The 13,736-nt window shown below is 52.7% G+C and carries 11 protein-coding genes and 1 pseudogene; 6 read left to right on the top strand and 6 right to left on the bottom strand.

Going from position 1 to position 13,736, the window contains the following annotated elements:
- Window positions 1–689 precede the first annotated feature (689 nt).
- On the bottom strand, window positions 690–1,406 hold the full coding sequence (locus IWX87_RS15770; protein ID WP_196864478.1) for an inovirus-type Gp2 protein: 717 nt from the start codon (window positions 1,404–1,406) through the stop codon (window positions 690–692).
- 162 nt (window positions 1,407–1,568) lie between these two features.
- On the opposite strand from IWX87_RS15770, the pseudogene IWX87_RS15765 reads away from it, so the two are divergent.
- Window positions 1,569–2,750, top strand: a pseudogene (locus tag IWX87_RS15765) (IS3 family transposase).
- Between the two features lie 612 nt (window positions 2,751–3,362).
- On the opposite strand, the gene ssb reads toward IWX87_RS15765, so the two are convergent.
- The 3 genes from ssb to IWX87_RS15750 form a co-directional block, all read right to left on the bottom strand.
- A complete protein-coding gene (gene ssb, locus IWX87_RS15760; RefSeq protein WP_196864477.1) occupies window positions 3,363–3,851 on the bottom strand; it encodes a single-stranded DNA-binding protein in 489 nt (162 codons plus the stop codon).
- 44 nt (window positions 3,852–3,895) lie between these two features.
- A complete protein-coding gene (locus IWX87_RS15755; RefSeq protein WP_196864476.1) occupies window positions 3,896–4,819 on the bottom strand; it encodes a PcfJ domain-containing protein in 924 nt (307 codons plus the stop codon).
- Window positions 4,820–4,890: 71 nt separating this feature from the next.
- Entirely contained in the window at window positions 4,891–5,181 is a 291-nt protein-coding gene (locus tag IWX87_RS15750; protein WP_196864475.1) for a hypothetical protein, read from the bottom strand.
- A gap of 276 nt (window positions 5,182–5,457) precedes the next feature.
- Between IWX87_RS15750 and IWX87_RS15745 the strand changes: the two genes are divergently transcribed.
- From IWX87_RS15745 to IWX87_RS15735, 3 genes are read left to right on the top strand one after another with little or no spacing between them, the layout of a single operon-like run.
- Entirely contained in the window at window positions 5,458–6,138 is a 681-nt protein-coding gene (locus IWX87_RS15745) for a hypothetical protein (RefSeq protein WP_196864474.1), read from the top strand.
- Window positions 6,135–6,755: a DUF488 family protein gene (locus IWX87_RS15740; RefSeq protein WP_196864473.1), complete on the top strand. Its 621-nt coding sequence runs from the start codon at window positions 6,135–6,137 to the stop codon at window positions 6,753–6,755. Before IWX87_RS15745 ends, IWX87_RS15740 begins: the two co-directional genes overlap by 4 nt.
- Window positions 6,752–7,201: a DUF488 family protein gene (locus IWX87_RS15735; RefSeq protein WP_231374840.1), complete on the top strand. Its 450-nt coding sequence runs from the start codon at window positions 6,752–6,754 to the stop codon at window positions 7,199–7,201. The genes IWX87_RS15740 and IWX87_RS15735 overlap by 4 nt, the downstream gene beginning before the upstream one ends.
- Before the next feature lie 25 nt (window positions 7,202–7,226).
- Here the strand turns inward: IWX87_RS15735 and IWX87_RS15730 are convergent, their stop codons facing one another.
- Window positions 7,227–11,333 carry a tetratricopeptide repeat protein gene (locus IWX87_RS15730; protein WP_196864471.1) on the bottom strand — a complete coding sequence of 1,369 codons (4,107 nt, stop codon included), beginning with the start codon at window positions 11,331–11,333 and terminating at the stop codon, window positions 7,227–7,229.
- Window positions 11,324–11,893 carry a thermonuclease family protein gene (locus IWX87_RS15725; protein WP_196864470.1) on the bottom strand — a complete coding sequence of 190 codons (570 nt, stop codon included), beginning with the start codon at window positions 11,891–11,893 and terminating at the stop codon, window positions 11,324–11,326. Before IWX87_RS15725 ends, IWX87_RS15730 begins: the two co-directional genes overlap by 10 nt.
- Before the next feature lie 130 nt (window positions 11,894–12,023).
- Here IWX87_RS15725 and IWX87_RS15720 point away from each other — a divergent pair, with 130 nt between their 5' ends.
- Both IWX87_RS15720 and IWX87_RS15715 read left to right on the top strand, forming a co-directional pair.
- Window positions 12,024–12,716, top strand: coding sequence for a hypothetical protein (locus tag IWX87_RS15720; protein ID WP_196864469.1), 693 nt, complete (start codon window positions 12,024–12,026; stop codon window positions 12,714–12,716).
- 45 nt (window positions 12,717–12,761) lie between these two features.
- Window positions 12,762–13,697: a DUF4407 domain-containing protein gene (locus IWX87_RS15715; protein WP_196868289.1), complete on the top strand. Its 936-nt coding sequence runs from the start codon at window positions 12,762–12,764 to the stop codon at window positions 13,695–13,697.
- The last annotated feature ends 39 nt before the right edge of the window (window positions 13,698–13,736 follow it).

Raw genomic sequence — 13,736 nt, 5'->3', positions numbered from 1 at the left:
GCGAGCAAAAATTTCATAATGCGAGTGCGCTGAGTGAAAAATCAACCCACCCGGGCAGGGTGTTGCGTTTACCCGCAGAGTATTTCAGCAGCCTGCTAAAGGAAAAAAATCAGGTATTGCCCATTGCGTTGCTTTAATTTTAATATCTGAGGCACGTAACGTACGCAGATACTTCGGAGGACCCCAATTTCTTTCATTCATTTTATTAAATTCATAATCTATCAACTTTTCCTCATTAAATTGGCCCATGCCAAGTCGTCGCAGGCCCCTCTCCACCTGCAAGGGGCGCGTGCCGCAGCCAAATTTTGATTGAATCGTTTATGCGTGCTTCAGGCGGGGTGAGTAGTTACAAACAAAGTTTTCGCACCTTTCTAATGGAAGACCATTCCTCATTTTTCACCGAAATTCTGAAAAACCCGTACCTACTTCCAAACCAAAATTCAACTTTTCAGCGCTGGATAACAGGCCATCTTCGTGACCTCCGGTTAGCGATCCTTCACACCAAGTCAAGCAACTCACTCAGAACTTTATCTTAGATTTACGTCTTGACGATGGAAAAGCAGCCAATTTTGATAAAAAAGTTTGAGTGAGTTGCTTGACTTGTCATCTAAAAGTCGCGATGAACTTGAAACCACGCAGGCCGCGTTCAATCAGGCTGTCCAAAAAGGTACGCTAATGAACATCAGTCATTACCAGTTCGTGCCGCTGGACGCCGGAGGCCGTCCACGTCGTGGAACATTCGGGTCCAAGGGTTTCGGCATCTTGCTTTTGCCGAATGTACGAAACTCACCTGAGTGCGTCCTGTCTGACTGAATATCAAACACAGTACATTTTTTCGTGATATAGGCGGCTACTTTTTCAATCAAGTTGATGCGCAGCGACACATCATCGCGATGGATCATTCCGATTCCCAAGCAACCTTCTCTTCCCAATTTTTCTTTGTCGAAGTTGCTTATATAGCACTGGCCATAGCCGCCGGTAATCGTGCCCCAGAGGTCACGCAGTGCCAGACCGATGCCAATATCGCCCCGACGATCGGCACCGTTGTAGAAGGCTAGAAGGTGATAGTGAAAGCCACCTTCCTGCTCGCCATATTCAAGGCACCAAGCGTAGCCCAGCATGTCTTCAAATTCATTCGGATGCTTCCGCCTGTCTGCGAGCAATTGCTCGCGGTGCATTTGGATGATTCCAAGTGGAATGGTTCGACCTACTTCCTTTTTGTAGCGTAAATCAATTCGAACCACGAGCATTCGAGAGTGCAGCTCAAAGAGCCGGTTAATCAGCATCGTCAGTTTCAGAAGATTACGCTTAGAGCTGTAAAGTAATTCATTCACTGTCCGATAGTCATAAGCGGTGGTATTGAAGTCGAAGTTATTGAAATTGAAGTTTTGTTCATTGCTATTCATTTTGAAATTACCTGTTGCGTTGTAGATGGTTCGCAATGGCAGAGACCATTGCAAACCATCAGTACGTTTGATATTTTTTAATGAGATATGATCTTGTATTGACCTTGCCCCTGAAAAACGTATCCCTTGCCGAGTGGTTCAATTCAGACAAGGAAAACGCAGATGACGAAAACATCAAGGGCGCGCTACACGCTCGAATTCAAACAAGAAGCAGTCCGGCTGGTGGACAACGGCCAAAGCATCGCGGCAGTGGCGCGCACGTTAGGCGTGGTTGACCAGACGCTGTTCAACTGGGTCAAGGCCCATCGGCAGGGCAAGCTCACAGGAGCGGACAGCAAAGCGCCTGTAAGTGCTGAGCAAATGGAAATCAGCCGACTCAGGGCCGAGCTGGCACGCGTGAAGATGGAGCGCGATATCCTGGGAAAAGCGACGGCGTACTTCGCAAGAGGGTCGATTTGAAGTACGCCTCTCATTGAGCAGCACCGGCGCATGTGGCCGGTTTCGGTGCAGTGCCGGATACTCCAAGTCAGCGCGGCTGGCTACCACGCGCACCTGGTACGCCGTGCCAGCGGTGCGCAGAGGCGCCACCTGAGCGACGAGGCGCTGCTGGTGCATATCAAGGTCCTGCATGCCGAAACCCGTGGCGCCTACGGCTGGCCGCGCATCTGGCGCGAGTTGGTGGCACGCGGTATTGCAGTGGGTAAGCAGCGGGTGCAAAAGCTCATGCAGTTGCACGGCATTCGCGCCAAAGGCAAACGGCGCTTCAAAGTCACCACCGACAGCAATCACAAGTTGCCAATCTCGCCAAACCTGCTGAACCGCGAGTTCAGCGTGGCCGAACCCGACAAAGTCTGGGTCGGCGACATCACATATATCGCGACCGATGAGGGCTGGCTGTTCCTGGCGGTGGTGATTGACCTGTTCAGCCGCCAAGTGGTGGGCTGGTCACTGCGAGAGGACATGACGTCAGCCATCGTCATCGACGCGCTGCGCATGGCCTGGTTCAAGCGCCACCCGGGCAAGCACGCCGGGGTGCTGTTTCATAGTGACAGGGGCAGCCAGTACGCCAGCGGCGCCTTCAGGGACGCGCTCAAGGAGTACGGCATCACAAGTTCCATGAGCCGGCGTGGCAGCTGTTGGGATAATGCCTGCAGCGAAACGCTGTTCGGCTCGTTGAAGGTCGAGCGCTTGCACGGGCAACGCTTCGTGACCCGGCGCCAGGCCAAGGATGAAACTATCGCGTGGCTGCTCTGGTACAACAAAGTCCGGCTTCATTCAACGCTGGCTTATGTCAGTCCGATGCAATTCGAAAGCGAATGGCTTGCCAGGCAAGCTAACTCATGAGCTCGGTTATGGGATACACAATCCAGGGGCAAGGTCATATCAAGCAATGGCATAGCAGCAGTAGTTGAAGTAGCATTGCGCATGGCTGTATTGGTTTGTGTGATTAGAATACTTTCAAACCAATAATCGCAATCGTAGTTTCCTTGACTTAACTCTGAAATATGTCCTGTTAGAGGCTTCTTATCTCGAAATTCTTTGCAAAAAATATTTCCAGAGTTATGCTAAAAACCAAGAAAATAATCACACTGTTAAATAATTTGATTGCTCATTTTCGTTGCCGATATTTTTACGAACTGATGCGATGCCTTTCAGCTGGGTGTGCTTATCTCCAGCCGCTGACTGGTATCTATATGCGCGCTATGGTGTCTTTGTAGGAAGTGGCCCTGCAAAACTGAACAACGTCATAAGTGAGAACTCTTGGCATAAATTCTTGCCGAAGATGGCTGGACATGAAGAAGTTTCAGCGTGGTTCAAAACCGTGCAACATTTTTTCGAATGGAAATCGGTTGAGTCATAGGCAAACCATCCACAATTCACATTGTCCGTGTTACCCAAAAACGTTACTTTTTGAACCACGCCGGGTATTTGTGGAATGCGTGTTCATATTCGACTTCAGAATGGGCATGGATCCGGATCGACGATTCCAGCCTGACTTATGGGGGGGGATGGGTAATCGCCTTCGGGCGCATTCTCCCAAGGGTCGCGCTCGGACAGCTGGATTTTTTTTGCAACACCTGTCGGTGGGCGGGTATCTTGAGAAGAGTTCGCTTTTGAACCCAGCATCGTCATACTGATCGCTTCGACCTCTGTGACGTAGCGCGTTTGACTTTGTTGATCTTGCCAACTACGTGTTTTTAGTCGCCCCTCTATGTAAACCTGCGATCCGGGAACCAGGTAACGACCGGCAATATCAGCCAATTGTCGGTAGAGCACTACGCGGTGACGTTCGGTTCGCGTGCGTTTGTCGCGGTTTACCTTGTCCTCCCATGATTCGGATGTAACCAATGTCAGGTTGCAAACCGTACTGCCGTCATTGAGGCTGCGAACCTGCGGTGATTCGACAACTTGACCGATGAGAATTATCTTATTTACTGATGCCATATATTTTTATCTTGTTGTGAAATTGCTTGTGAATGGGGATGAAGTCAGCGATCGAAATGAACCCTATTTTTTTCACCTGCTGACAAGCTGTGGATTAAATCCAGGAACCCTCGGAGTTGCAGGTCTTCGCGGCTGATGCGGTTTGCGATCTGAAGCAAGGCATCGACTTCCCTACATAGAGTGAAATCGACATCGGAATTTTCTGGCCTTTTGATTTGGTCCACGATCCAAGCACCAGGTTGGGTTTCCTTGATCGCCAGGGTGGCGACCCGCAATCCCGTTTTCTTGTACCGCACTGAAAAAATGCGTAGTGGCTCAAATCGGCAGCGGTCGCCGTAAGTTCCAACACAGTGGCGCATCTGTACGCCTTCTTCCAGGAGTTGACTTTCGCTTGTCAACGCCAGCGTGCGGTACGAACCCGACTCAAACTTGCGCAGGATTGGCGGCCACTCATCACTTCCGAACTTGCGAGCTTCAATGGGAATCGATTCGCGTCGCAGGCGCTTCAGACTATCCCATCCGACCTTCAATCGGCCCGCCTCAGTGGACTTATAAGCGCCGCTGTCAAAAAACCATTGAGCGAGCGGTATGAGTTCTGCTTCAATGAACTCATCAATTCCATCGCCACTGTATTGAGCTGCCGAACAGGATTTCCAGGCGGCACGCAGGAACAAGGGAGGCACAACGTCAAGTTGATTTCCAGGAACCCGCCATTGCGACATGCTTGCGACCAGTTCTGGTGGAGGCAGAACGTCCATTTCACATGATTGCAGCAGCCGCAACCAATGTGTTACAACGGCACCTTCGCGTCCCTTACCATGCCTCGCAAACCAATGCGCAGCCAACGGCGCGAACAGCGCGTCACCGTAATCAAGATACAGCCGCCAACCTCGGGAGTTAACGCCGAGCTGGGTCAGTATGGTCTTGAGCGCATTGAGGTGGTGGTTGCCAATGGGTCCATCGGTCATTTGGAACCACTTGGGGAGTGCCTCGTGTTCAGCCACAATAATCTGCAGTCGTTCCCCTCTGCCATGCTCTATCAATGGCGCCAGATGTGCTTGTTTGCATGGCGCTTGCCCACAGTGATTACGGCCCCGTCGAGACTGCTTTGGACTAAGTAGCACCGCAGGAACTCAGACATACGTTGCAGCGGTGCTTTACCAATCTCGCGCTCCATTTGGCGGATGGACTGAGCGGAAAAGTACCGTAGCACACCCCCGTGGCCGTCGAAAACTTCAGTTCCATAGTCAATCAACCAGTCGCTGATTAATGGCGGAACACCGCGTTGTTGTGACCGGACGAGCGCGTGTGTTGTAAAGCCTGTGTTCATTCTGAGTTCCTTGGCCAACACCTGAAGGTGAGCGGTGTTGGCGTTGTGATTTATTTCACCTTCGTATGCAGAGACGGGTCGTGGGTGAAAAGGTCAGGCATGTTGGCGAATAAATGCTTTGTGCGATCGCGCCTGCGCTTGGCAAAGTTGCTTCAAAGCCCAGCCAAAAATTAGTCTGATCAGCGCGAACCCTGACCTTTTCAGCTGGCATCCGTCTCTGTTTGTGGGAGGCCATTTGGTCGAACCCAGATCAACATACGGAAGAGGAGTCATCACATGTCAAACACTAAAATGGTTTGCCTTGCCAACTCATTCAAAATCAAAGCCTACTGCATGGCAGGGAAGCTTATAAATGAGAAGCAATGGATTCGCCCCGTTAGTTCAAATGCGACAGGGGAACTTAGCCGAAGCAACGTTACATGCGAGACCAAAGGCGTGATGATTTCACCGCTCGATGTTGTTGAAATGGATCTGCAATCACCTCGACCGCACGACCATCAGCAGGAAAACTGCAGCATCACGCCCAACCCTCGGACAAGAATTGTTGGTCGGATTGGTTGGGAACAATTGGCCGAATTTGAAGACAAGCCCTTGCAGCTCTGGGCGCCTGGCTACCATACCTGCTGTGGGTCAAATGACCGCGTGCCAGATTACATGGTCAGCGGGTTCATCACGAACTCGCTTTTTTTGATTCACGTTGCATCCGTCAAGTTCATAGTCAGCATGCCTTCGGTCCATGCCAATGAAACTCACCTCAAAGTACAGGTCGAGTTTGAATATGCAGGGAAAGTCTATCGGCTGCGGTTAACTGACCCAGCACTCGTTCAACCTGTTCAACGTCTTGGAATCGGGTCACATACTGCGGGGAACGCCTACGTTACCGTCAGTCTTACGGAACAGTTTCACGGATATTGTTACAAGTTAGCTGCGGCTGTTTTTTTGCGGGAACCTATATGAAAAAAATCAATGCTACGCCAGTCACGGTCTATACAGTTGGGCACTCCACCCATTCAATGGATCGGCTGATCGAGATCCTTAAATCCAACGAGATTTCAGAAGTCGTCGATGTCAGGTCACAACCGTACAGCAGGTTTCAACCTCAATTTAATCGATCCGATATTGAGGGGCCTTTGAGAGCGGCTGGAATTGGCTACCTCTTCCTGGGGCAGGAGCTTGGAGCACGCTCAAACGACACGAGTTGCTATGTAAACGGCCGCGTCCAGTATCAACGCATTGCCGCTACCAAGGGATTCGAGCGCGGAATCGACCGCGTGTTGATCGAGTCAGGAAGCAATAAGCTTGCATTGATGTGCGCCGAAAAGGAGCCCCTGGAGTGCCATCGGACCTTGCTGGTTGGACAAGCACTTTTCAGCCAGGGTGTCAGCGTGGTCCACATCCACTCTGATGGTCGGCAAGAAAATCATTCAGACGCGCTCATCAGGTTGCATGGGATGGTAGGCCTGCCGTTGGAGGACTTGTTTCGAACCAGCGAAGAACTCCTGTCTGAAGCTTTGCGCATTCAAGAGGAGCGCGTCGCCTACGTGGATGAGAAGCTTGAACGCGAGTCCAAATGAACATCACTATGAAAATTCACACCATTGGATTTACCGAGAAAAATGCCGAAACATTCTTTGGTTTGTTGAAACAATCCGGTGCAAAACGGCTTGTTGACGTACGACTCAACAATGTCTCGCAACTCGCGGGGTTCGCCAAAAAGAATGACTTGGCGTTTTTTGTCAAAAACATCTGCGATATGGAATACATACACGCTCCAGAGCTTGCGCCGACCAAAGAAATGCTTGGTGACTACAAAAAAGGCGGCGGAGATTGGGCTACCTATGAAAAACAGTTTCTTGAATTGATGGGTGCGCGAAAGGTCGAAAAACTGATACCCCGCGACCTGCTTGACGATGGCTGCATGTTGTGCAGCGAACATTTGCCCCACCAGTGTCATCGCAGGCTGGTGGCAGAGTACCTTGGCAGACACTGGGGGCCAATAGAGGTTCGCCACCTGACATAGACCGGCACTTGCCTTCGTGCGTGGTTCACTTCCAGTTACCCATCAGGATAAACGGAGCCCAGTAAAACGGATGGCTGTACTTCGCTTGGCTCAAAAGTGAGATTTGGGCCTGCCGCAATGCTTCGATCTTGGTCAGCCCTTTTTCCTGGCGACTGCGGTAAAGATTACCCATCAGCTCAGCCGTGCTCTGGTCGGCCACAGGCCACAATGTCGCCAGCACCGCTTTGGCACCTTGTTGCTGCGCAATCACGCCAAACCCCTCGATCTCCCGGCCCTGCTCATCCCGACCGCCACCCAAGCCGGTGTCACAAGCGGACAGCGTCAACAGGTCAACATTGTCAAAGCGGTAATTCTGCGTTCGGATGTCCCCAAGCGTCAGGTGCTGGCCATCGCCCAAGAGTAAGAATGAATTGACTTCAGTGCCCGGGCTGAACCGGAAGTGGCTTGCCACGTGCAGCAATTGGAATTTGCGCTGCGCCACATCTTTCAAGCGCACGGCATTAAAAGCCGCGTCCAGGTGCACCTCACCCGGCAATACGCCTGTCTTGCCTGCCTGCACAATGCTTGCCATTTCGCCTTTGACAGCTGGCAGTGCAGCAAAATCACCGACTGCCCGTGTCACGCCCAAGCCAGCAGCTTGCCATTGCGGGGTGACCGGGTCGCGCAATTTGGCCTTGGTCACGCTGGTGTAGATCGGCAGGTTCCAGCGCTGCGCCAGATACTGCTTGCCGTCGTGCAAGGCGCCAAAGGGCAAGTAGCGCAAGGTGCCATCCAGCGACAGCATCACTGTCTTGGCCCCTGCATCGTCCAGATCCTTGGCAACCGGCGCCACGAGCAATTGGTACAGCGCTTGTGCAGCACGCTGCGGGTCGCTTTTTGGGTTACGGAGCAAGCGCCGGAACTCGGCGATTTGGCGATTGAGTTCCGTGCTTTTAACGGCACTGCTGCGGGCGATTTGAACGCCGGACGTCGTTAACAGCATGCCCACTTTGTCATCGGTCACGTAATACTGCAGCAGCACAGAATCGTTGCCCAAACTCTTGAGCAAGTTTTGTGACTCCCGCGCTGCCTGTTCGCTGGTCTCTGACACCTCAACTGCACGCGCCACGCCCTTGGCGGCGAGGCCTTCGCGCATCTCCCCTACGAAAGAATAAAAAGCTTTTTGAGCCACTGCAAGATCAGCCAACAGCTCTTTTTGACGGGCCTTCTGTTCGGGGGTTAGCCCCAACTTGGCAGCTTTTTGCAGAGCCTGATCTTCCGCGCCGATCCCAGCCAGCTTGTCGGCAATCTCTCGGTAGCGCACCATCCATTTTTGCTCGGACGGCGTGTAGCCCACCCTGGTCTTGCGTGGGTCGCCGCTGTCGCTGCGGCGGATAAAGTCAAACTGTTCACTCTCCTTCAGCATGTCCAATACCTGCTCGGCTTCCGGTAACCGGTCTTGTTCGATGAGCAGGGCAGCGAGTTCCCGGTATGTCGATGCAACGGAACCGGTGTAACTCTGCAGTTCACCGGCACCAATACGGGAGATTCGCTCACGCTGGGATTGGTAGGCGTTCACAGCGATTTTGAAAAATAAAGTGGCAGCATCGCGCTTGCCGGTTTCCCGAAATATCGATGCGATATTGTGAAAACTACCGGCAGTGTCCGGGTGGTTCGGTCCAAGCGCTTTTTCAAGGATAGCCAAAGCCCGAAAATTCAGCGGAGAGGCCTTATCGTATTGGGCCAGGTTGGCGTAGACTAATGCCAGATTATTCAAGCTGCCTGCTGTTTCTGGATTATCCAATCCGAGCGACTTTTCCATTATATCCAAAGCCCGCAGATGTAGCGGTAGAGCCTCATCGTATTTGGACATGGCGTTGTAGGTGGAAGCCAGATTATTCAAGCTTACAGCAGTATCCGGGTGATTCATTTCGAGCGCTTTCTCGCGTATAGCCAAAGCACGCTGTAGCAGCGGTAAAGCCTTGTCATACTGTGCCAGCCTGCTGTAAGTTGTAGCCAGATTATTTAAACTCGTTGCTGTGGCTGGGTGATTTGAACCCGACGTTATCTCCCTAATAGCCAATGCTCTCTGTTCCAGCGGTATGGCCTTGTCGTACTGTGCCAGGTTACCGTAGGTTCCCGCCAGATTATTCAAACTATTCGCAGTTTCGGGGTGGTTCGATCCAAGAGTTTTCTCGTTAATAGCCAGAGCCCGCAATTGCAGCAGCAAGGCCTTGTCGTACTGTGCCAGACTACCATAGGTTCCCGCCAGATTATTCAAACTATTCGCAGTTTTGGGGTGGTTCGATCCAAGAGTTTTCTCGTTAATAGCCAGAGCCCGCAATTGCAGCGGCAAGGCCTTATCGTACTGGGCTATATGGCTGTAGGTGAAAGCCAGATTATTTAAGCCTACTGCAGTGTCCGGGTGGTCCGGTCCAAGCACTTTCTCGTGTATCGCCAAAGCCCGCATTTTCAGCGGTAAGGCCTTGTCATACTGAGACATGCTGTCATAGGTTTCAGCCATATTATTCAAGCTCTGTGCAGTCTCGGGGTGGTCCAGTCCAAGCACTTTCTCCCTAATGTCCAAAGCTCGCAATTGCAGCGGCAAAGCCTTGTCATGTTGCGCCAGGCTGTTGTAGGTGGAAGCCAGATTATTTAAGCTCGCAGCAGTGCCTGGATGAACCGGCCCAAGCGCTTTCTCGCGTATCGCCAAAGCCCGAATTTTCAGCGGCAAGGCCTTGTCGTACTGGGCCAGGCTGTCGTAAGTTACAGCCAGGTTATTCAAGCTGAATGCAGTGTCCGGGTGGTCCGGTCCACGCGCCTTTTCGTCTATAGCCAAAGCCCGCAGTTGCAGCGGCAAAGCTTTGTGGTACTGGGCCAGGCGGCTGTAGGTGAAAGCCAAATTATTCAAACTTAATGCAGTGTCCGGGTGATTCAAGCCAAGCGCTTTCTCGCGGATAGCCAAAGCCCGGAGTTCCAGTGGCAATGCTTTGTCGTATTGGGCTAGGTCGTCGTAGGTTGAGGCCAGGTTATTCAAGCTCACTGCTGTGCCAGGGTGGTCAGGTCCAAGCGCCTTTTCATTTATCGCCAATGCCCGCTGATGCAATGACAAAGCCTTTTCGTGTTGGCCCAGCCTGATGTATGTATTTGCCAGATTACCCAAACTCACTGCAGTGTCCGGGTTATCCAGGCCCGCCGATATCTCCCTGATGGCCAATACTTTCTGCTCCAGCGGCAACGCTTTGTCAAACTGTGCCAGGCTGCCGTAAGTGAAAGCCAGATTTCCTAAAGTTGCAGCAGTGGCGGGGTGGTTCGATCCAAGCGATTTCTCGTTTATAGCTAGCGCACGTAGTTGCAACGGCAAAGCCTTTTCGTGCTGGCCCAGGCTGCCGTAGGTTAGGGCCAGATTGTTCAAAGTCCACGCAGTGTCCGGGTGGTCCGGTCCGAGCACCTTCTCGTGTATCACCAAGGACCGCAGTTGCAGCGGCAAGGCTTTGTCGTATTGAGCCAGACTGCCGTAGGTTGAAGCCAGATTATTCAAGCTCTGTGCAGTGTCCGGGTGGTCCGGACCCAGTGTCTTCTCGCGTATCGCCAAAGCCCGCAGGTGCAACGGCAGTGCCTGCGCGTACTGGGCCATGCTGTCGTAGGTCGAAGCCAGATTATTTAAGCTAAATGCAGTGTTCGTGTGGTCCGGCCCCAACACTTTTTCGGCTATCGCCAGTGCACGCAGTTGCAGCGGCAAGGCCTTGTCGTACTTGGCCAGGTGAGCGTAGATGTAAGCCAGATTATTCAAGCTCTGCACCGTATCCGGATGCTCTGGCCCCAGCGCCTTCTCGCGTATCGCCAAAGCCCGCTCTTGCAGCGGCAGGGCCTTGTCGTACTGTGCCAGGCTGCCATAAGTTACAACCAAATTACTCAAGCTCAATGCAGTGGCCGGGTGATCTTCACCGGCTCCCATTTCAACCAAAGCCAGAGCCTTTTGTCCAACAGCAATGGCTTGGTCATACAACCCTTGCTGTTGCAGTCTTTCATGTTCATCACGCAAAGACTCCCACTCCTTGAACCCATCTGCCCATGCATTACCGGCTGGTGAAAACAACACGAGGACAGTGCAAAAAACGGTACAGAAAATAGATTTAATGTTCACAGGCATGGGCATGCACAAGTTGATATTTCAATGGTCATTTTGACATGTGTCGATTTGTGCCTCTGTCGCAAAGTCCAAGGGGCAATGGGGCATTCTTCTTGCCACAAGCCCAATCCATGTACGTGGGCCAACTGCTGCGCTGCGGCATAACGCGCAGCCTCCCCAGTGGGCTGCTCTTTGGCGTACTTGGTGTAGTGCCAGGCCAGACCTGCCTGAATCATTGCCATGTTGGCATCGTTCCCGTCCACTTTTACGGTGGCAATGGTGCGGCCATAACGGTCTGGCTTGCCTGTGGTGGCGACCACCTCATGGCCCAGCACCAACGCAGCCAAATACGCCTTGGCTTGCTGACCATGGGGCATACGTGACTCGGGTGCATCGATTCCGGCCAAGCGCAGGGTGCGCCTTGTTTGTGTGGCATCCAACAGAACCAGCGTATCCCCGTCAACGACGCGTTGCACAACACCCGACAATTCTTGCCGATAGGGTTGCGCGTGAACGGAAATGGGCAATGCCCATGCAAGCCATAGAAGAAGATCAACGAACGGTTTTGGGTGTGGCTGCATGGTGTGGTTCAGTGGGGATTCAGTTGGAGGGGTTGGTTAGGCGGTGATGGCAGGGTCAAACCTGTGGGCCTGACGCCTGGACAGACGCGAGGCGATCCGAAAGGTCAGGCTTGCTTGGTGAAATACTTTTTTGTTCACCCTGACCTTTTTGAGCGCGCTGCGTCTGTATTGGGGCAAGAGCGAATCAACCCATCCACAAGGCCAGCCCATGAACCCGTTACGTCATTTCAGCTTATGGAAGAGTCAACCTTCCAAGGCTTCTACGGCCCAAACTATCCCCGGTGAATCTGAGTCCACAGATGCACTGGCGCACCTGGTGCAATTGCCGGTCGACTCCCCTTTGGACGAACCGGTGGGCCTGGCAAGCCAGTTAACCGTCCGATCTGTCGGTGCCAATCCGGCACTGCATCAAGGACTGATGGATGCCCACGAGTTGAAAGATTTTTTCGCTGGCAACCATTTCGGTCTTGGGCTGCATAACGGTGCGCTTTATCAGACGCAGGATGCCTTGGCACTGGGCCGGGAAACGCTGGCCGCCAAGTTCCAAAATGTGATGGCGACCATGGTGGCGAGCAGGCTGCGCAAGGCGGACGCGCTGCGCAACATGGCTTTGCAGACTTCAGGTGTTTGCACCACGGTTACCGCCCAGTTGAACCTCGCCTGCCTGAGCTTAGAGCGTGATATGGCGACCCTGCAAGCCCAAGCTGAACAGGCAGCCGAGCACAAAGGCTGGGTTTTGAGTGCGTTAAACCAATACCAGATTGGATTTGGCAAAGGCTTGCGAGAAGCCGTTGACTTTGCGTTACTTGGCCCAAAAAGCTAACGCCTTCAGACATATCTCTCGAACTGCCAGGATTACAAAATGACCATGTCAACTTACCTATGCCGCATTGTTGGGGAGTCGCCCCAGCGGGCCGCGCGTTTTCACCAATCCACGGTGCGGCGCACCACAGCCTTTGCCATCGCGATCCACATTCCCGTGATTCTTTGGGCACTGACCAGTTTTGTCATCGCTGCGGGGATATTTCATCTCAACACCCTTTCAGCGGCGGTGGTGGGGTTGGTCTGTGCGGGCTTGGTTTATTTGGTAGAGCGCATCGTACTTGCAACACCCAAGGGCTGGTTTATCAATATCAGCCGGTTGATCATCGGAGTGGTGATTTCGATTTTGGGGGCATCGACGGTTGACCTGGTGATTTTTGACCGTGAAATCTCGGAGCAGCTACAGCGAGACGGCGAGGCGCGATTGGTGGCGCTGCACGACACGCAGGTGCAATTGCAAGTGGCCGTTGTTGCCCAAAAGAAGATTGACTGGTTCAAAGCCCACGAAGCAGCCGCCTGTGAGGCCAATGGAACTTGCGGAAGCAGGGTTCGCAGCGTTGGACCGGTGTACCGTGAACTGGCTCGTCAGGCGGACCTGTTGCATCGTGACTTTTCAGGCGCACAAGATCGATTGACACAGCTGCAGGCTCAAAAAGCCAAGGCACTTGACCAGTGGCACAGTCGGCCGCCCAGTGCTGACAGGGCTGGTTTACTGGCACGGGTTCAGGCGCTACATGCTTACACCACCGCCAATACGGCTGCCCAAGTCGCCTGGATTCTGTTTTTTGTTTTGATTCTCTTCTTTGAGTTGATGGTGGTGCTGTCAAAGATGGTTTTTGGCGAGACGGTGGATGATGTGCTGGATCGCATGCGGGAGGACATCAGTCGCCAGAAGGCGCAAGAGTATGTGAATGCCATCACATCACCCCTTGCTTTGGCTCGGTCCATGATTGATGACGTGTACAGACTGCCGAGCGTTTAGCGGCTCTTACCCGCTCATTGTTTGACGCAAGTGCGTGAA

It is taken from the genome of Polaromonas sp. CG_9.7, from assembly GCF_015752205.1.
Lineage (GTDB): Bacteria > Pseudomonadota > Gammaproteobacteria > Burkholderiales > Burkholderiaceae_C > Polaromonas.
This window is presented reverse-complemented; position numbering and strand designations above follow the sequence as displayed.

What these genes read in the sequence shown, in the direction of transcription:
- IWX87_RS15725 (WP_196864470.1), bottom strand. Translation starts at nt 11,893, where the DNA reads ATGCAGCCACACCCAAAACCGTTCGTTGATCTTCTTCTATGGCTTGCA.
- IWX87_RS15750 (WP_196864475.1), bottom strand. Translation starts at nt 5,181, where the DNA reads ATGAACACAGGCTTTACAACACACGCGCTCGTCCGGTCACAACAACGC.
- IWX87_RS15745 (WP_196864474.1), top strand. Translation starts at nt 5,458, where the DNA reads ATGTCAAACACTAAAATGGTTTGCCTTGCCAACTCATTCAAAATCAAA.
- IWX87_RS15770 (WP_196864478.1), bottom strand. Translation starts at nt 1,406, where the DNA reads ATGAATAGCAATGAACAAAACTTCAATTTCAATAACTTCGACTTCAAT.
- ssb (WP_196864477.1), bottom strand. Translation starts at nt 3,851, where the DNA reads ATGGCATCAGTAAATAAGATAATTCTCATCGGTCAAGTTGTCGAATCA.
- IWX87_RS15715 (WP_196868289.1), top strand. Translation starts at nt 12,762, where the DNA reads ATGTCAACTTACCTATGCCGCATTGTTGGGGAGTCGCCCCAGCGGGCC.
- IWX87_RS15730 (WP_196864471.1), bottom strand. Translation starts at nt 11,333, where the DNA reads ATGCCTGTGAACATTAAATCTATTTTCTGTACCGTTTTTTGCACTGTC.
- IWX87_RS15740 (WP_196864473.1), top strand. Translation starts at nt 6,135, where the DNA reads ATGAAAAAAATCAATGCTACGCCAGTCACGGTCTATACAGTTGGGCAC.
- IWX87_RS15755 (WP_196864476.1), bottom strand. Translation starts at nt 4,819, where the DNA reads ATGACCGATGGACCCATTGGCAACCACCACCTCAATGCGCTCAAGACC.
- IWX87_RS15735 (WP_231374840.1), top strand. Translation starts at nt 6,752, where the DNA reads ATGAACATCACTATGAAAATTCACACCATTGGATTTACCGAGAAAAAT.